Annotated in this window: 13 protein-coding genes; 3 read left to right on the top strand and 10 right to left on the bottom strand. The window is 48.8% G+C overall.

What is annotated here, in order from left to right; genetic code table 11:
• Positions 1–97: 97 nt before the first annotated feature.
• From zwf to HB364_RS21455, 3 genes are all read right to left on the bottom strand, one after another.
• Positions 98–1,603, bottom strand: coding sequence for a glucose-6-phosphate dehydrogenase (gene zwf, locus HB364_RS21445; protein WP_167290366.1), 1,506 nt, complete (start codon positions 1,601–1,603; stop codon positions 98–100).
• 46 nt (positions 1,604–1,649) lie between these two features.
• A complete protein-coding gene (locus HB364_RS21450; protein WP_167290367.1) occupies positions 1,650–2,267 on the bottom strand; it encodes an HAD family hydrolase in 618 nt (205 codons plus the stop codon).
• 170 nt (positions 2,268–2,437) lie between these two features.
• Entirely contained in the window at positions 2,438–3,220 is a 783-nt protein-coding gene (locus HB364_RS21455) for a S1/P1 nuclease (RefSeq protein ID WP_208420035.1), read from the bottom strand.
• Positions 3,221–3,354: 134 nt separating this feature from the next.
• Here HB364_RS21455 and HB364_RS21460 point away from each other — a divergent pair, with 134 nt between their 5' ends.
• Genes HB364_RS21460 through HB364_RS21470 form a run of 3 tightly spaced genes read left to right on the top strand, consistent with a single transcriptional unit; the run spans position 3,355 to position 5,972 of the window.
• Positions 3,355–4,152 carry an MlaE family ABC transporter permease gene (locus HB364_RS21460; RefSeq protein ID WP_167290369.1) on the top strand — a complete coding sequence of 266 codons (798 nt, stop codon included), beginning with the start codon at positions 3,355–3,357 and terminating at the stop codon, positions 4,150–4,152.
• 9 nt (positions 4,153–4,161) lie between these two features.
• Positions 4,162–4,938 carry an ABC transporter ATP-binding protein gene (locus tag HB364_RS21465; RefSeq protein ID WP_167290370.1) on the top strand — a complete coding sequence of 259 codons (777 nt, stop codon included), beginning with the start codon at positions 4,162–4,164 and terminating at the stop codon, positions 4,936–4,938.
• A complete protein-coding gene (locus HB364_RS21470; RefSeq protein WP_167290371.1) occupies positions 4,938–5,972 on the top strand; it encodes an MlaD family protein in 1,035 nt (344 codons plus the stop codon). Before HB364_RS21465 ends, HB364_RS21470 begins: the two co-directional genes overlap by 1 nt.
• On the opposite strand, the gene HB364_RS21475 is transcribed toward HB364_RS21470, so the two are convergent.
• The 7 genes from HB364_RS21475 to HB364_RS21505 all read right to left on the bottom strand — a co-directional run bounded on the left by HB364_RS21475 (position 5,969) and on the right by HB364_RS21505 (position 18,268).
• A complete protein-coding gene (locus HB364_RS21475) occupies positions 5,969–7,090 on the bottom strand; it encodes a tetratricopeptide repeat protein (protein ID WP_167290372.1) in 1,122 nt (373 codons plus the stop codon). The genes HB364_RS21470 and HB364_RS21475 overlap by 4 nt on opposite strands.
• Positions 7,091–7,189: 99 nt before the next feature.
• A complete protein-coding gene (locus tag HB364_RS21480) occupies positions 7,190–9,631 on the bottom strand; it encodes an FtsX-like permease family protein (protein ID WP_167290373.1) in 2,442 nt (813 codons plus the stop codon).
• A gap of 303 nt (positions 9,632–9,934) precedes the next feature.
• The gene (locus tag HB364_RS21485) at positions 9,935–11,308 is read right to left on the bottom strand and encodes a T9SS type A sorting domain-containing protein (protein WP_167290374.1); all 1,374 of its coding nucleotides are present in this window, start codon (positions 11,306–11,308) and stop codon (positions 9,935–9,937) included.
• Positions 11,309–11,699: 391 nt separating this feature from the next.
• Positions 11,700–12,488: an NIPSNAP family protein gene (locus HB364_RS21490; RefSeq protein ID WP_167290375.1), complete on the bottom strand. Its 789-nt coding sequence runs from the start codon at positions 12,486–12,488 to the stop codon at positions 11,700–11,702.
• 177 nt (positions 12,489–12,665) lie between these two features.
• The gene (locus HB364_RS21495) at positions 12,666–15,788 is read right to left on the bottom strand and encodes an efflux RND transporter permease subunit (RefSeq protein WP_167290376.1); all 3,123 of its coding nucleotides are present in this window, start codon (positions 15,786–15,788) and stop codon (positions 12,666–12,668) included.
• 92 nt (positions 15,789–15,880) lie between these two features.
• Positions 15,881–16,972 carry an efflux RND transporter periplasmic adaptor subunit gene (locus HB364_RS21500; RefSeq protein WP_246228563.1) on the bottom strand — a complete coding sequence of 364 codons (1,092 nt, stop codon included), beginning with the start codon at positions 16,970–16,972 and terminating at the stop codon, positions 15,881–15,883.
• A 21-nt stretch (positions 16,973–16,993) separates the two neighbouring features.
• Positions 16,994–18,268 (bottom strand): TolC family protein, encoded by a 1,275-nt coding sequence (locus HB364_RS21505; RefSeq protein ID WP_246228564.1) that lies wholly within the window; start codon positions 18,266–18,268, stop codon positions 16,994–16,996.
• Positions 18,269–18,613 lie beyond the last annotated feature (345 nt).

Raw genomic sequence — 18,613 nt, forward strand, 5'->3', positions numbered from 1 at the left:
AAAGATGACAGGCGACACCTTTTTTCTGCGCATTAAGGGTGGGTCGCCCTGCCGCATAGCTAAGTAGCGCAGCAGGGCGGCTCACCCTTATTTATTTTTATTTCCCATGTAAATGCGAAGCCCAGGTATGTCCCTGCCTGGCGATCAGTGCTTCGGCATTTTCCGGTCCCCACATGCCGGCCGAATAATTGGGGAAGTCCAGTGAATTGTGCGACTCCCAGGATTCCAGTATCGGCGTCACCACATCCCAGGCAATCAATACCTGGTCAGAACGCATAAACAAAGTAGCATCCCCCTGCAAGGCATCCAGCAGGAGCGTTTCGTACGCTTCCGGTGTTTGGGTGGAGCAGCTATCATAATCAAATACCATCTCCACCGGGTTCAGGTTCATTTCCAGTCCCTGGCGTTTGGCGGTAAAACGCAACCGGATATCCATCTGCGGTTGTATATTAATAATAAGCCGGTTCGGCGTTACACTGTCATACAGGGTCTCCGGGAAAGAAGAGTGGGGAATAGGCTGGAACTGTATAGTAATGGAAGAGGTCTTTTCAGGCATTCTCTTACCGGTACGTACATAAAAGGGTACACCCTGCCAGCGCCAGTTGTCCAGGTAAAACTTTATGGCCACATACGTTTCTGTATTGGAAGCAGGATTTACACCGGACTCTTCCTGATAACCAGGCACCTCTTTACCGGCAATCCAGCCGGCGCCATATTGACCGCGCACGGCATACTTGCTCACTTCATCGGGCTTGATGGGCCGTATGGCCCGCATCACATCCGCCTTGCGGTTACGGATCTCTTCTGCATCAAACGATACAGGAGGCTCCATCGTCACCATGCAAAGCAATTGCAGCAGGTGGTTCTGGATCATATCGCGCAGGGCGCCGGCGCTTTCATAATAACCGCCGCGTTCTTCCACACCTACCTGCTCCGCTACCGTGATCTGTACAAAATCAATATAATTACGGTTCCACAAGGGCTCAAACAACGCATTGGCAAACCGGAAAGCAAGAATATTTTGTACCGTCTCCTTGCCCAGGTAATGGTCAATGCGGTACAACTGGGTCTCCTGGAAAAGACCGGTGAGCAGGTTATTCAGGGCAATGGCGCTCTCCTTATTATGACCGAAAGGCTTTTCAATAACAAGGCGGTCAGTAGCAGCATGGGCGGCAAGGCCCAGTTTGTGCAGGTTAACCGCTACCACCTCCACAAAACGGGGAGCAATAGAAAGGTAAAACAACCGGTCGGCACGGAAGCCCCATTGCAGGTCCAGGGCATTCACCTTAAGCGATAAAGTCGTATACGTTACTTCCTCATTCATATTGGAAGGAATATACGAAAGGCGGCTTTTGAAATCATCCCACGAGGGGCCTGATGGTTTGCCCTTGCGGGAAAACTGCGTCAGTCCTTCTTCAATAAAGTCAGTGTATTGGGCGTCGGTAAATGAATGCAGGCCAAGGCCAATAATCGCAAACTGGTCCGGCATCCATCCATCCAGGAAAAGATTATAAAAAGCGGGCAACAACTTTCGCTTGGCGAGGTCTCCACTGCCGCCAAAAATAATAATAATGGTAGGCGTTGTCTTCTTCCCTGAGATCATAAGGGGGTGGTTTAAAATAGTTCGCGTAAAGATAGCACGTATTGTATTACTGCACGTTCATCCCGTATTGCAGCAGTTCCTGCCGGGTATTCTCTACGCTGGTATGGTGCACGCCGTTAATGCCCAGGCTGCGCGCTGCCTCTATAAACAGCAGCCGGTCATCAAAATAAAGCGCCTCGGCAGGTTTGGTATAAGCAATATCCAGCGCCAGTTTATAAATCGCTATATCGGGCTTACGCAATTGTACAAAAGCAGAACTGACAAAGGCATCAATAAACCTGTCCAACCCAAAAGTCCGGATGCGGTAATCATTCAGCTCCCGGCCTTCATTGTTCAGGGCAATAACCTTCAGACCGTATTTTGCTTTCAGTTGCTGTACAAACTGCAGCATATCGGGCAGTGGCTGCGATTGCTGGTACATAAACTCAGTAAACACTTCCGGTGTAAAGGGCCGGGGTGTATAAAAAACGGTCATTTGCAGGTATTCGTGTAACGTCATCTTGCCTGCTTCATAAGCATCAAAAGCCAGCTTATGACGTTCATTCATTTCATTAAAATCAAGGGAGAACTTTTCTGCCGCCTGTCTTCTTGAAGCTTGTCCCCATCCGTTCGTTAAGATCACGCCGCCCATATCCAGGAAAAGCGTTTTAATCGTTGTACTCATAAAATAAATTGCCGGTCTAATAAATCATTATAACCAATAAATAACCATAGGACAAAGCTAAAGTTCATACAACCATACGCCAATGGCTATAAACAGGCGCTTGTTGTACATATTATCGTTAGGGTGGGTCGCCCTTAAAGAGCGGCTCACCCTAACGATAATACCTGCATTTACTTAAAAATCTCATTCAACACCCCTGCCAGTCTTACGCCTCCTTTCAGCAGCCGCTCATTCAGGGTTTGTACATGATCAAAATTATAACGATAACTTAACTTCTGGTTGGGTTCTTTGATCTCGGCATACAAAGCACGGCTTATTACGTACGATTCATACAGCCACTGGCTGATGGGTTGCTGCTGCCAGGCAGTCCGTTGCGTTTTATTGGTAAAATTAATGGCCGTTACATACTCTGTATAACTTAACTCCTGGTATTCGATCAGCTTCTCATCCCACACACTGTGCAGGTTGGCAGGCTGGTTAAACCACAACACATTCACCCGGTTACCACCCAGGTCTTCCGGCCTGCCTGTATGCATGGGCTGGTGGGCATCGCCTACCAGGTGCACCAGGACCCGCAGGTACAGCACTTTTTTAGATGGCTCCAGCGACTTATTCTTCAGCTCGCTGATCACAAAATTCAGTTTCGTGTAAATATCAGTGGCGGTATCCTTATTCAGGTAATCATATACCTGTTGCTCGCTCAGGCTGTCTTTAAAATTGATATAATGCCAGGGATTTAAATAATTATAACTGGGGTCCGATTTAATAAAGTCGGGCCAGTTGCTGCTCATGGCCAGCGATTCGGTACCCAGGATGGCCGCGATCTGCTTCCGCGCTTTCTTGGTCAGGTAGCCATCAGCAATCTGGGCTACAATACGATGCCCCAGCATGCCCCAGGCCATCGTTTGGCAGGGAAGATAAAAAAGCAGGCCGGCCAGCAGTAATTTTCTCATGATCTTCATAATACTATAGTAATTATTTGCCCAAATATAAGCAGGAACTTATTCCACTGGCACAAGATTAGAACCCCTGATAATTAATTAATGGCGGGGAAAATGGTACCCGTTTCCTTAAAATGGCGTTACTTATGCGTATATGGTCCAAAAAAAATGGTAACCAGGTATTCTCCAGGCAACTGGACGCTTTCTTCATGGATATCTATGCCATCGGTCAGTTTACCGGCCGCTTCTTCCGGGAAGTATTCCTGCCGCCCTATGAATGGAAAGAGATCATCCGGCAGTTTTACATGGTGGGGTATAAATCGCTGGCGCTCGTATCGGTTACCAGCTTTGTCACCGGCATCGTATTCACCAAGCAATCGCGGCCTTCACTGGCCGAATTTGGCGCTACCTCCTGGCTGCCTTCCCTGGTGGCTATTGCCATCATAAGGGCCCTGGCTCCGTTGGTAACGGCCCTCATAGCAGCCGGTAAAGTGGGGTCCAACATTGGTGCAGAACTGGGTTCTATGCGGGTAACAGAGCAGATAGATGCCATGGAAGTGTCCGCCGTCAATCCCTTTCGCTTCCTCGTTGTCACGCGGGTAATGGCTACTACCTTCATGCTGCCATTGCTCATGTTGTACATGTCGCTCATTGCCTTGCTGGGTGCTTACCTCAATGTGCACCAGAATGAGCAAACGAGCCTCATCGCCTTCTTCGAAAACGCCTTTGAACAAATATCCTTCCTCGACATCTTTTCTTCTGTATTCAAATCACTGGCCTTTGGTTTTACCATTGGCATCGTGAGTTGTTACAAAGGGTTCCATACTACCCAGGGCACGCAAGGGGTGGGAAGGGCGGCCAATGGAGCCGTCGTCATCTCCATGTTCCTCATATTCGTGGAGGAGATCATCATCGTACAGGTCGTTAACTGGTTCAGGACATAAACAGGCAATATGAAAAAAAGTAGCAGCCATATCAGCAAGGATAAAGTAGTAGCCTCCGTCAAGGGCCTGCACAAGTCCTTTGGCAATAACCATGTGTTGCGCGGCATTGATCTCGACGTATACCAGGGAGAAAATCTGGTGGTGCTGGGCCGGTCGGGTACGGGTAAATCCGTACTCATTAAAATTATGGCCGGCCTCTTAAAGCCCGATAGCGGAACAGTACGGGTATTGGGCCGGGAAGTGGATAAACTGCCGGTAAAAGAGCTCGACGAATTGCGGTTAAAGATCGGCTTTTCTTTTCAGCACAGTGCGCTGTACGATAGCATGACCGTAGGGGAAAACCTGGCCTTCCCCCTGCAGCGCAATTCAAAAAAGCTATCGGCAGCAGAAGTGGAAAAAAGCGTAAAACAGGTACTGGAGTCAGTAGGGCTGTCCCAAACCCTCCACCAATTGCCGGCAGAATTGTCTGGCGGGCAGCGCAAGCGCATAGGCATCGCCCGCACACTCATCATGCAGCCGGCCATCATGCTCTATGATGAACCAACAGCCGGCCTGGACCCCATCACCAGCATGGACATCAACAACCTCATCAACGAGGTGCAGGAAGCCTACCATACCTCGTCCGTGATCATAACGCACGACCTTACCTGCGCCAAAGCCACCGGCGACCGCATAGCCGTATTGCTCGATGGGAAATTCATCCCGCCAGGCACCTTTGAAACCGTAGTGCAGCACACGACCAACGAACAGGTAAAAAGTTTTTATGACTATAACTTCATTGAATAATGAGCACCACTAAAAATAAACAGGCCATCACCGTTGGCTTCTTCATCACCATCGGCCTCGTCATATTGATCGTGGGCATCTTCACCCTGGGCGGGCAAAAGAAAACCTTTTCTCCCTCCCTTTCCATAACGGCTGTTTTCAACAACGTCAATGGCTTGCAGAAAGGGAACAACGTATGGTTTTCCGGCGTAAAGATCGGTACGGTCAAATCCCTCGATTTCTATGGCACTTCGCAGGTGAAAGTGACCCTGTACATAGACAGGAAAGCGCACGAATTTATACGTAAGGACGCCCGGGCAAAGATCTCGGCCGAAGGGCTCATTGGTAATAAGATCGTGGTGATCTATGGAGGAACGCAACAGGCCGGCGCCATTGAAGGAGGGGAAAACCTGCAGGTGGACGAAGCGCTCAATCCTGATGAGTTACTCGCCACCTTGCAAACCAATAACAAGAACCTGGCGGATATAACGGCCGACTTTAAGGTGGTTAGTAAAAGACTGGTGGAAGGGCAGGGCTCCCTGGGCGCCTTGCTCCGGGATGATACCCTGTATAGGAACCTGCAGATCACCATCACCAGTCTGCGCGCCACCGTGGCCAACCTGCAGACCGCTGCCCGTCACAGTGAGCAATTTACCGGTAGCATGGCGGATTATACTGCCAGGCTCAAAACACCCGGCACCCTCGCCGGCGACCTGGTGACCGATACCGTTATCATGACCAACCTGCGCACCGCCATGGAACAGATCAACCTGGCCACGGCTTCTACAGCCGCTTTCATGCACACACTTGATAATGCAGGGGAAAAACTGGAAGAAAGCGATAACGCGGCAGGCCTGCTCCTCAATGATGAAAAAACGGCGAGGGATCTGCGCAGTACATTGCAGTACCTCAACAGCAGCAGCCAGCGGCTCGATGAGAACCTGGAAGCCCTGCAGCACAGCTTCCTTTTTCGCGGTTACTTCCGGCGAAAAGCAAAACGCGAAGCAAGGGAAGCTAAAGACAGCGTCCGAAAAATAACTAGTGCACAGCACTAATCGGTAGCCGTATCTAATTTCTTTTTGAAGTCCGGGTAAAGTGTGTAGAGTGTTTCCTGCTGTTCCTGGTCGATCTTTTTATAATTCCTGCTCCTGTTTTGAGCAAGCGTCACAGCCTTGTCGGTTTCCCCGGCCTCCAGGTAAGTGACCAGCAGTTCCAGTGTCCCGTCTGAAAAAGCAGGCATATGCTTGTCCAGTAACTCAAAATGTTCCCGTTGTTTTTCCTTATTGTCTGCCAGCTTATAGATCAACCCCCGGTAATAATCCAGGAAAGGGTCTTTATTGATCAGGGAGTCCAGTTGATTAACCGCTGTAAGCGCTTTGTCATACTCCTTTTTGAGAATATAGGCATCTATCATCAAAAGATATACATTCGTAGCATCCGGATAAGCTTTCTGATAATCGATCATGGCTTCCAGGTATTCATCATTCCCCAGGCCGGAAGCGATTTGTACATAGATCATCCTGAAAGGCTTCGTTTGCTTCAAAACGGCTGGCAGATCTTTATAAAGCGCCATGGCTTTTTGGTATTCTCCCCGGTTCATAAGCTGCTTGACCTTCTTTACATTATCCAGCCGGTCCTGGTCTTTTGATGACAGTTTATCCAGGTTCTCAGTCATCAAAAGGGCCGATTCTGCCAGCGTTAAGCTCAGGTTCTCACCTGTAATATAGATAAACACATCACTGATCTTTACGGCGTCTCTTTTCTTGACTACCTCCATATCGTGGTAATTCAGTTTGCTGTCAACATACAATCGAAATACAAGGTGCTGGTTCTTATCCTTCTCATACTGCTTTACCAACTCATAAGTACCCGATTTTCCCAGTGCTTCAGCGATCTGGCTACCCAGTTCTCCCTTTTGCAGCCCTTTCATAGTGCCCTCCACAATGCTGGCGTCAATCTTATGGTTACCTGCTTCCAGTATCCTTTTCTTCAGCAAGGCGAGATCCAGCGCTTCGTTGAATTTGGCAGCACTGCCTTTATTCATGCTGCTTTCAATCGTTTTGGCAAGAGCGGCAGCTTCTTCTTTGGTAGCCGGCTTTTCCGGTTCCGAACAGGCAGTAGCAAAAAGGAGCAACAGTAAAGGAACGTACAGCAGGAGGATAGAGCGGCGCATACAGGGTTTGTTGGTTAATAATCAAAGGAAAGGTACAAAATACAAAAGGAAAGAACGTGGGTTCCTTCCTTTTGTTGTATGGGGTGGTCGGCGTGGCTGCTACTCCGTCTTCAAAGACTTTACCGGGTTCGCCAAAGCGGCCTTAATGGCCTTATAGCCTACCGTTATCCAGGCAATCACGATGGAGAATACGATGGCCAGTATAAATACGCCCCAGCCGATCGAAACATGGTAATAAAAATCCTGCAACCAGGCATGCATAAAATAATAACCGGTAGGCGCAGCGATCAGGAAGGCAACAACGATCAGCACCGTAAACTCCTTCGAAAACAAATACACAATACTTTGCACCGATGCGCCCAAGACCTTGCGAATGCCTACCTCCTTCGTTTTCTGAACAGCCATAAATGCTACCAGCCCATACAATCCCAGGCAGGAAATAAAAATGGCCAGGATGGCAAACAGTTTAAACAATTGGGCGGTGGCAGCTTCTGTTCTGTAAAACCGTTCAATATTTTCATCAAAGAAACTAAGGTCATACATATACGTGGGATACACTTCCCGGAACACCTTTTGCATTTGCGTCAGGGTATGGCTCATCTGCTCACGACCCATGCGTACAGCCAGCGTTGTATAAAGATCGTATGCATTGCTGATGGCCATAGGGGGCACCTTAACATGTAAAGAACGGGTGTTGAAATCGCGCAATACACCCACAATGGGAAACCAGTTGGCGCCGTCAAAAGAGATCGTTTTACCAATAACTGCATCGGCCGATGCAAAGCCCAGTTGTCTGACCGCCGTCTCATTCACCAAAAACTCCCGTGCTGTATCATTGTGAAAAGGTATTCGCCCGGCAGCCAGTTTGAGATCAAACGTGCTGAAATAACTGGTATCGCCAAACTGCATCGTGATCTTATAAGGCAACTTCGCCGGGTCATGATTGAAATAAAGATCATTCTCTGCCGACCACAGGGTGGCCGGTGCATTCCAGCAAAGGCTGGCGTCCTGGACGCCGGCAATGGCCTGCATCCGTTGCTTCAGCAGCGGGTACTTCACCTTCAGCGAACTGTCGCTGGGCAGGTCTATCAGGGCAATACCTTCTTTGGCAAATCCCATAGAACGGTTACGGAAAAACTGCATCTGCTTCACCACCACAATAGTGCCGATCACCAGCAATTGTGCAATGACAAATTGAAACACCACCAGCCCCCTGCGCAGTGAAATACCACCAATGCTTTTAGCAGTAAGTTTATTCTTAAAGATCGTCACCGGCTTAAAGCCCGAAACAATAAGGGCCGGGTAAAAGCCGGCCAGGAAAGTGACTACCAGGATCACGGCAGCCATAAACAGGAGCACCGTGGGATGGTACAGCATATGCACAGAAAGCTGCTTATTAAGAAGATTCACCAGCAGCGGCAACGTTACAATAGCCAGCAGTATACCCAGCACCAGGGCCAGCAACGTAATAAGCCCTGTTTCCTGTAAAAATTGCCGGATCAGTTGAGAGCGGTTACTGCCCAATACCTTGCGCACCCCGATCTCCCGGGCGCGGTTAACAGATTGGGCCGTGGCCAGGTTAATAAAATTGATACAGGCCACCAGCAAAAGAAAAGCGCCGATAAGCCCCAATGACCATAACTCTTTTACCGATAAAGCATCACCAGCAAAAGTGCCATAATCATTGTTCAGGTGTATATTCTTCAAGGGCTGGAACTTTAGCTCCATCGAGAGCCGCGTGTTCTGGTCTATAGGATAATACTTCTTCACAAATCCGGGCAATTGAGCTGTAGCGGAAGTAATGGAGCCGCCCTCCTGTAACAGCACAAAACATTGAAGATTCTCATCCACCCATTTCCAGTTTTCGGGAGACGTAAAAAAATCAGGGGGCACCATATTATTTAACGAGGCAAAAGAAACGCCCATACGTATGGGCACGTCCGTATTGACCGGCAGGTCTTTAAAAACACCCTTGATCAATACCTTATTACGGAACGACCAGAACTCGATCGTTTTGCCAATCGCTGCTTCCGCACTGCCAAAATAATTCCTGGCCATGCTTTCGGTGATCACACCGGTATTGGGAGCGGTAAGGCCGGTGGCGTTGCCGGCCAGCCAGTCAAAATCAAAGAGGTCAAAAATACCAGGCTCTGTAAAAAACAGTCCGTCATTTTCCTTAAACCTTTTTTCATCCTCCAACCCTTTCCCCGGTACATAAATCTGGGCGCCTCCCAGGCTGACCATGGCAGCTACCTTTTCAAAACCAGGAAAATCCCGGCGCAGGGCAAATGGCAAAGGGGTAGGTACGCCCCGGTGTGTTTCTTCCACGGCGCCGTTACTGCGGTTCTTCTTATCCACCACCACCCGGTATATCCTGTCTTTATAAGTCTGGTACCCGTCATAGCTCAGTTCATGGTGGATCACCAGGAAAATTAGTAGGCTGGCGGCAATGCCTACACCAAGCCCCGCAACATTAATAAGGGTAAAAGATTTGTTCTTGCGCAGTGAGCGGACAGCTGTTTTTAAGAAGGGGCTGGTCATAACAAATATTAGCGGTTGAAGTAAAGATAATACAGGTGCACAGAAATGACACCCTGCCTCTTGTGTTGTTGCACAAAAAACAGGTCAAAATATAATTGCTTCAAAAACAGTAAAGTAAATATGGCAGTACGGCCCGGCCTGTCCGTTTGTGATACAGTAACTGACCGCTTTTGAAACCTGAAGTCTGAGATCTGAAGTCTGAAGCCTGATAGTCGTCAGCGGCTGGCTTGCCTACCCAACAAAACAAAAGCAGTCAAAACGACAAAAGTCGAAGCAAACGCTCCGACTTCCGACTTCCAACCTCTATCTCGTAATCAGCAACGGCTGCACACGCTCAAACGAAGTTCCTTTCACTTGTACGAAATACTGGCCTGCCGCGAGGGTGCCTACATTAATTGCCTGTTGCCAGTAACCGGTTCCTTTATCATATTGGTTCACCTGCACCACCATACCTTGCGGGTTAACAATCGTTACCAGCAGCCTGTCTTTATCAGGATGATCAAACCCAACCGTGATCAAAGCCGTGGCAGGATTGGGGAAAAGTACCAGGCTGCCTGGCGCTACATCAACAACTGCCTTCAGGATAGAATAATAAGTGGTCTTGCCGTTAACATCAGTTTGCGTCAGGCGGTAAAAATTATTGCCGGTAACGGGCCGTACATCCCGGAAACTATATTGGCTGCCATTGGCTTCATTCGTGGCCGCCACCTGTCCGATGGCTTTAAAATGTACGCCGTCAGCAGAACGTTCAATACCAAAATACTGGTTATGCTGTTCGTAGGTGGTAGACCAGCCAATGGTAACTGCCTGTTTGTCGGCCGCTACGATCTTATAATTCGCAAGCGTAACCGGCAACGTGGCTTCAGAGCGGCTATATTGCAGCATCCACTCATAAATATTCATATTGTTCTCCTTCCATGCAGGATTATACGTCTGCGTCCAGGCATCGTGGTCATTGGTCTGGTTGACCGGGAAAATTGTTTTACGGGCTATCGGGCTCGGCGGGTTGGGATTATTAATATAATTCACATAACCATCGGTATTCGATACCGGCACCCAGGTATCTCCTGTATTATGGGTAGCCCATACCGGTACATTGCCGCTGGCAATTACCCGGGCAATAGTGGTTTGAGGCGTTGATTGCCCACATACCGGTACAATGCCTGCCAGCTTTTGGGCAATGGCAATATCGCTCCCGGCAAATTCCCAGGTTACACCGCCGCCCATGCTGCTGCCCGTCAGGTAAATGCGGTTCGTATCCACGGGGTAATGGTCCTTCATATACGTGATCGCAGAAGCGATATCAGCAGGATAGGGCCTGTCTTTGAATTGGGGCGACATCACCAGGAACCGGAACGTTTGTCCACCTGAGGTGAAGGAAACAGGGAACTGGCCATCCTGTATATACTTGGGAAGGGCATTCCGGATCACCTTTGCCAGGTCGGTCTGGCTGCCGCTGCCGCGGTCCCCATCGCCATGAATAAATACGATTAAGGGGTAGCGTTGTGCGGCGGCAGCGTTGTAACCCTGTGGCAGGTACTCATAGTACCCCCCGCAATTACTATTAATATTAACTGTTTTGGGAGTATGTGTCGGCGCTTGTGCCTTCCCTTGCTGATTCCAGAGTACGCATACCAATAACAGGCATGCTGTACTAAAATTGTACAAATGCTTCATATCGCTATTTTTCCAGGGTGATACAAATCTGCTGTATGGCAACAGGAACTGTCGCATACGCATAGATTAGCTCATATGGCAAGAGGAAATCAGGAGGTAAGCGATCAACAGGAGAAAAAAATCATGCCTGCGGCATTTTTATTAAGGGATAAAGGTTAAGCACGATGCACTATGTTGAATAGTGGCAAATCCTCCACAAGATATTGCATTTCGATACGCAGCATCCAAAACAACTACTTTTTTTTCTGTTAAGCACATGTTACGGGCGCATAACCAACAGCAAAAAAAGTGACACCTTTCGTTTGCGTTGCAAGGGTAAAAGTGTCACCTCTTTGGCAGAATGTAGGATGAGTCCCGGTAGAAGGGCAAAATTTATAGATGGAACGGGCGATCAGATCTGTGAATAAGAAGTTGGCTTTAAAAAAGTGCGGGTAATTTTAGAGATCAGCTTTTTATCAGCATATTCTTCCATGCTGCTGATCCTTTTCCATTCGGCATCGCTGCCAAACGTCTGCCAGTTACGGTCATGGGCTTCCATATTGTCGAAGGTGATCATATAAGTCAGGTTAGGCCGCGCTTCCCCGATCAGCGTTTCCCCAAAAAATACCGGCGTCAGTCCCGTCCTTTTGAACACTTCTATCTCTCCGCCTTCATTGAACATCTCAATCTTCTTCTTGCAGGCATATTCAGTAGGGCTTTCATAGCGGCGCAATTCAAAGATCCTTTCTTTATTGGGAGGAACTGCAATATTGGGCATAAAGCCGAAGGCCTTCAGCAGGGAGCTCTGTATCCGTTCATAGGCCGGTGCATCGGCAGGGGCGGTAAGATAATCGGTAGCGGCCTGCTGGTATTCAATATCCTTGGCCAGCTTTACATCCATACCGGTAAAATCTTCCAGCGCCGGGAAAGGGGTCACCACAAAAAGCCTGGTTTGCTGTTCCGGTTGTAGCTCCGTAAAAACGCCCACATGTTTGGCGCCCAGCCGGTTCAGGGCCGGGATGGCTGCCTGCGCCAGGTATTGTTCCGTCAATTGCTGCTGGGTGGCACTCTTCAGGGAATACACACGCAGCTCATAAAACTCCTGTTTCTTCTTGCCCGCATCGGCCAGCAGGGCAGTGGGCAGCAGGGCAGTAGCACTTCCGGTAAGCAGCGTTGACTCTATAAAGCGGCGTCTTTTCATAATTCGTCAGTTTCTTCATCTAAATTAACAAAAAAATGCAACTGACTTCCCGGGTTTAGGAAGTCAGTTGCATCGCCCTGGTTTCGTGTCCCCATGAACCAGCGTAAGGACGCTGCGGCTTACGTCAGCGAGCTACACCTAAGCAACCCGGAACTCCAAACCCGAAACCTGAAACCATCAAGTCAACGACACCTTCCTTTTCTGCTTTCTCTCATGCGACCGCCGGTAAATAATCTCCACGATCAGCGGGAAGATCAGCAGCGTTAAAATAGTAGAGCTGATCAATCCGCCGATCACCACAATCGCCAGCGGCTTCTGCGTCTCCGATCCGATACCGGTGGATACAGCCGCCGGCAGCAAACCAATAGCGGCCATCAAAGCCGTCATCACCACCGGCCTGATCCTCGAATTAACACCCTCCCGGATAGATTGCACCAGCGGGATCTTCTGGTGCAGGTTCTGCTTAAACACCGAGATCAGGATCACGCCGTTCTGTATACAAATACCAAACAGGGCAATAAAACCAATACCGGCCGAAATACTGAAAATAGTACCCGTGATATGCAGGGCCAGGATACCGCCGATCATCGCAAAGGGCACATTGATCAATACCAGGCCGGCATCCACTGCATTGCCAAACGTAATAAACAGCAATATGAAAATAGCCACCAGCACCACCGGCACTACCTGTGATAACTTCTTCTGCGCCCGTACCTGGTTCTCAAACTCGCCGCTCCACTCCACATGAAAACCTTTGCCCAGCCTGATCTGCTTATTCACCTTGGCCTGCGCTTCTGCGATCGTACTGCCCATATCCCGGTCGCGGATCGAGAACTTAATAGCAATAAAACGGGTATTCTTATCCCGGTAAATAAAAGCCGGCCCTGTCACCGTCTTAATATCAGCGATCTCCCGCAACGGTATCCGGGAGCCGTGTATCGTAGGCACCATCAGCTTACCGATCTTATACTCATTGTCCCTGAACTCTTCCGGGTAGCGGATGCGGATATCAAACTTCCTTTCCTGCTGGTAGAAAGTAGACACCGACTTACCGCCAATGGCCATCTCGATCACGGCATTGGCATCGGCCGTGGTAACGCCATAAATACCCATCTTCTGTTCGTCCAGTACAATGCTCAGCTCCGGCTGACCAATATTGCGCATAATGCCAAGGTCCTTCACACCTTGCACCGTGCCAAGGATTGTATACACGCTGTCGGCCAGGTTATCCAGCTTATCCAGGTCATTGCCGAATATCTTTACCGCCAGGGAGGCATTAATACCGGCTACTGCTTCGGCCACATTATCAATAATGGGTTGGGAATAATTATACACCACACCGGGATATTGGCGCAGCTTGGCGTCCATCTCATCCACCAGTTGGTCCGTGGATATCTTGCGCTTCCATTCCTTCTTGGGTTTCAGGTTCACCTGGCACTGCACGTAATAAAAGCCCGATGGGTCGGTGCCATCATTGCTGCGCCCCGTTTGCGACAAAACGCCATTCACTTCATCGAAACTGTTCAGTATCTCGCGGAATTCATGTACAAAATGCGTGGTATTGCTGAGGGAGCTGCTCATCGGTAACTTGGCTTCCACCCACAAAGCGCCCTCATTCAGCGTAGGCAGGAACTCACTGCCCAGGAACTTAAAGGAGAAAAGCACCCCGCCCATAATAGCGAAAGCGATCATCAGGCTCAGCTTCTTATGGGCCATCGTGAAATTGAAACCCTTATTCACAATGCGGTTGAAGAAATTCACCACGGGGTTATTCCTTTCCCGCACATTTTTATTCAGCAGGATGCTGGCCAGTACCGGCACCAAGGTAAGGGTAAACAATAAAGCGCCCAGCAGGGCAAAGCTCAGTGTCCACGCCAGCGGTGAGAACATCTTACCTTCCACCTTCTCAAAGGCAAAAATGGGGATCAGGCTGGTAATAATAATCACCTTGGCAAAGAAAATGGCCTTGGCCAGCGAAGAACCCGTTTTGCGGATCATGCTCAGCTTCGCCATCTTATTAAACTTCTCCATGCCCACCTGATGCGCCTTATGCGCCAGCAGCACAAACAGGCCTTCCACCATCACCACCGCTCCGTCTATAATAATACCGAAGTCAATAGCGCCCATCGAAAGCAGGTTGGCGCTCATGCCTTTAATGTGTAAGCAAATAAACGCGAACAACAATGACAAAGGAATAATGATCGAAACAATGATCGTGGTACGCCAGTCAAACATAAAAATGAACACGATCAGCGTCACCAGCAAAATACCCTCCACCAGGTTATGGATAATCGTATCCGTACAAAAATCCATCAGCTTATCCCGGTCATAAAAAGTTACCATCTTAACGTCCGACGGAAGTATATGCTCATTCAGGTCTTCGATCTTTTCCTTCACCCGCTTCAATACCTCGCGCGGGTTCTCGCCCTTGCGCATCACCACAATCCCTTCCACGGCATCGTCATTATCATCCAGTCCCGCCTGGCCTACACGGGGTACATGGCTTTCCACCACTGTGGCCAGGTTCTTTACCAGGATGGGCGTGCCATTAATATTATCCACAATAATATTCTCGATATCCTTGATCTTGTCCAGCAGGCCAATGCCACGCACCACATACGCCTGCCCGTTCTTCTCGATCACATCCCCGCCTACATTAATATTGCTTTTGCTCACGGCATTATACACCTCCAGCGGGGTAATATCATACCGGGCCAGCATCGTAGGGTCTGCTTTGATCTCATACGTCTTCTCTGCCCCGCCAAAAGCTACCAGGTCGGCCACGCCGGGCACACTGCGAAGCTGCCGGTCAATCACCCAGTTCTGTATCGTCAACAGGTCGGTAGAACTTTTGCCTTTTCCCTGTACCGTATAGCGGAAGATCTCGCCCGTAGGGCCATAGGGAGGTTGTACATCCGGTTCCACCCCCTCGGGCAGGTTCACATTGCGCAGCAGGTTATTCACCTGTTGCCGCGCAAAAAAATCTTCCACATCATCGTCAAAAATGATCTTGGTCACCGACAGGCCAAACATAGAGATCGAGCGCAAAGTAGATTTCTTCTGTACGGAGTTCATGGCCACCTCAACCGGCACCGTTACAAACCGCTCCACCTCTTCCGCACTCCGCCCCGGCCATTGCGTAACAATAATGATCTGTGTATTCGTAACATCCGGAAAAGCTTCCAGGGGTGTTTTTACATAACTCCAGATGCCGCCGGTAATGATCAGCAGCGTCATGAAAAAAATAAAGAACCTGTTCTTCAGCGAAAAGGTCACAACATTCGAAATAAATTTATTCATAGTCCAAAGACTTTTTGCAATTCATTAATAAAGCCTATCGTCCTCAGCTTGTCGAAGCAAACGGCTAACAGCTAAAGGCTAACAGCTAACACCTAATCATTCAGCGCATCATACACCAGCAACTGGTATTGCGCAATCACCTTTTCCCCGGCCTGCAACCCGCTTTTGATATACGTGGTATTGCCGATCGTCTTGTACAATTCCACTTCCCGGGTTTCTATATTGCATTTGTCTTTGTACACCATCACATAATTCTTATTCTTATCGAAGATCACCGCCTGTGCCGGTATGGAGGGCAATTGTTCCTTCCCTTCATTATACTCAATATTGATCTGGGCAAACATCTCCGGCTTCAGCAAATAATCCTTATTCGGTATCCGTATTCGCACCTTCATCACCCGGCTCTGCGGGTCCAGCATCGAAAAGATCCTGTCTACCTTACCGGTAAACACCTTGTCCTTATAAGCGATCACCGATACATTGGCATCATAGCCTGTCTGTATCTTGGGAATATCGCTTTCAAACACATTGGCCATTACCCATACTTCATCCAGGTTCGAGATCGTAAAAAAAGGCTGTGCCCCATCCACCCGGTATTGCATCTGATCCGTTACATTCTTCTCCACCACAAAGCCTGATACAGGGGCGGTGATCGTTTGCAAGGCATTGCCCCTGGCGCCATAAATTGCATTCGTTTCGCGCACGCGTTTCAGGTCGGCCTTTGCTTTCTCCAGCTCTGTTTCAGCCGCTACTACATCCTTTTCCGTGGCCAGCCCGGCAGTAAACATATCCTTATTGGAGGCCAGTGTCTTCTCCGCCATCTTCACATTCGATTCCGCGTACGACAACTGCCCCTGGTAATCCGCGATCTCGCTGCTGCGTATCACTGCCAGCACCTGTCCCTTCGTTACATAATCACCCAATTGCACCTTCAGCGATTCCACAATACCGCCTACCACAGGGAATACCTTGATCCACTTATCTTCATTGGCGCTGATCTTGCCCGAGAGGGCGATCTCATTCTTTACCGTGTCAGAAATGACTGTCGCAAGCTGTATCTTCTTGGCTAAAGTATCAGTCAGGCAGAACGTATTATTAGCAGCAGGTGTTGCTTCACTTTCCCGGCAAGAGGCTCCTTGCAACAGCAGGATAGCGCCCAGCAGGTATATAAACATCGATTTCATACAATACTTTTTTTGGTCGTGTTAATTGAAAAGGGTTTTGCCTACGGCGAAATTCAGGGCCTCTAACGCCTGGTCTCTGTCATTCCTGAGCTGGTTCAGTTGCAGGATATTGTCCTTCCAGGATTCATAGAAATCCGTAAACTCCAGCAGGCTGATATTCTTCTTCTGGAAATTCTCAGTAATGCCTTGCAGCAGCTTATTGAATTCTTCTCTGAAAGTAGGATCAAACGAGCGAAGCATCCTGTCGGTATTCAGGGCCTTCATATAAGCTTTCTGTACATCATTCTCTACCGTTAATTGCTGTTGCGTATATTGAACCTTGCTTTGGTCCACCTGCGTTTTGGCGGCTTTAATATTGCCCTGGTTACGGTTGAAGAAAGGAAGGTCAATAGCGGCGCTCAGGAAAGTAGCATTCGTTACAAAACTTCCCCGCTTGTCAAACTCAGCGCCCAAAGTAACGTCGGGCGTGCGCAGGGCTTTCTGCAACTGGTAATTCTGCTGGCTGTACACCGTTTGGGCGTCGGCCACTTTCAGGTCATAGCGGTTATGATAAGCGCTGTCTACCAATGCCTGTAGGGGATATGCTTGTAGATTTTCTGTGGTGCCTGCTGTGTCTGTGGGCTGGTAATAATGCTTATTGTCGCGCAGCAACAACTGCAGCGCTGCTTCCAGGTCGTTCAACTGGTTTTGCAGGTTCGCCTGTTCGGCCTGCAGGGTATACAGCAATGACTTAATGCGTACAGCATCCTTGAGCGTAACCACGCCTTTCGCCTGCAACTCGCCATACGCATTGCTCAATTGTTGCAGGGTATTGATCTGTAGTGCGTAAGCAGAGCGCGACTGCTGCAGGTGCAGCATGCCATAATAATTGCTCCGCAAAGAAAAACGCAGGGTGCGCAGCAGGTCATAAAAATTATACTCGGCTATGCTGGCATTCGTGGTGGTCAGCTTGATCTGCTTATTGCGCTTGCCGGCCAGTATGATCAATTGCTGGAGCTGGATATCATATTGTCCGGTTTTGTTGGAAATATCAAAAACCTTATGCTGGTCGGGATTATAAATATTGCCATTTACAGATAACGTCGGGTTATTATACAGTTTTGCCTGGATGATCTGTGCCTGGGCAATACTCATATCATACTTCGCTGCCAGTAGCGACAGGTTGTTTTGTAAAAATTGTTGCTCAGCTTCTTGCAGGGTAATACGCAACGTATCCTGAGCCTGGGTTGCAAGGCCGGTCAGTAATACAGCAATCACTACCATGCGATGCCTGAACAGAATATACCTTCTGGTCATACATGTCATAGTTTAATAAAAAATAAATGGGTCTTCAGCTTAGGCTACCCATGCGTCCGGGGGAGGGCAAACAATGTTGGAATAGCCTTTGCAGGTTGGGTATACCTGTCCCCCGGCTCTTCATGAAGCTTTTTATCGGTCTGTTAGTGGGTGTAATAGCTTACCGTTGCAAATATAGAATCCGCTATGCGAAAATCATACCTCGTCAGCCGTAGACCACGTTAATAGCGCGTTAAGCACAAATTGTTATCTTCCCACCTTTTTCATTATCATTGTAATTCAAGACGATTGTCAATCCTACAATTAAGCCACATGCAGTCATCCTTTTTGCTCGTCCGTCCACAA

The sequence above is a fragment of the Paraflavitalea devenefica genome (assembly GCF_011759375.1).
Taxonomy (GTDB): domain Bacteria; phylum Bacteroidota; class Bacteroidia; order Chitinophagales; family Chitinophagaceae; genus Paraflavitalea; species Paraflavitalea devenefica.

What these genes read in the sequence shown, in the direction of transcription:
- zwf (WP_167290366.1), bottom strand. Translation starts at nt 1,603, where the DNA reads ATGATCTCAGGGAAGAAGACAACGCCTACCATTATTATTATTTTTGGC.
- HB364_RS21450 (WP_167290367.1), bottom strand. Translation starts at nt 2,267, where the DNA reads ATGAGTACAACGATTAAAACGCTTTTCCTGGATATGGGCGGCGTGATC.
- HB364_RS21455 (WP_208420035.1), bottom strand. Translation starts at nt 3,220, where the DNA reads ATGAGAAAATTACTGCTGGCCGGCCTGCTTTTTTATCTTCCCTGCCAA.
- HB364_RS21460 (WP_167290369.1), top strand. Translation starts at nt 3,355, where the DNA reads ATGCGTATATGGTCCAAAAAAAATGGTAACCAGGTATTCTCCAGGCAA.
- HB364_RS21465 (WP_167290370.1), top strand. Translation starts at nt 4,162, where the DNA reads ATGAAAAAAAGTAGCAGCCATATCAGCAAGGATAAAGTAGTAGCCTCC.
- HB364_RS21470 (WP_167290371.1), top strand. Translation starts at nt 4,938, where the DNA reads ATGAGCACCACTAAAAATAAACAGGCCATCACCGTTGGCTTCTTCATC.
- HB364_RS21475 (WP_167290372.1), bottom strand. Translation starts at nt 7,090, where the DNA reads ATGCGCCGCTCTATCCTCCTGCTGTACGTTCCTTTACTGTTGCTCCTT.
- HB364_RS21480 (WP_167290373.1), bottom strand. Translation starts at nt 9,631, where the DNA reads ATGACCAGCCCCTTCTTAAAAACAGCTGTCCGCTCACTGCGCAAGAAC.
- HB364_RS21485 (WP_167290374.1), bottom strand. Translation starts at nt 11,308, where the DNA reads ATGAAGCATTTGTACAATTTTAGTACAGCATGCCTGTTATTGGTATGC.
- HB364_RS21490 (WP_167290375.1), bottom strand. Translation starts at nt 12,488, where the DNA reads ATGAAAAGACGCCGCTTTATAGAGTCAACGCTGCTTACCGGAAGTGCT.
- HB364_RS21495 (WP_167290376.1), bottom strand. Translation starts at nt 15,788, where the DNA reads ATGAATAAATTTATTTCGAATGTTGTGACCTTTTCGCTGAAGAACAGG.
- HB364_RS21500 (WP_246228563.1), bottom strand. Translation starts at nt 16,972, where the DNA reads ATGAAATCGATGTTTATATACCTGCTGGGCGCTATCCTGCTGTTGCAA.
- HB364_RS21505 (WP_246228564.1), bottom strand. Translation starts at nt 18,268, where the DNA reads ATGACCAGAAGGTATATTCTGTTCAGGCATCGCATGGTAGTGATTGCT.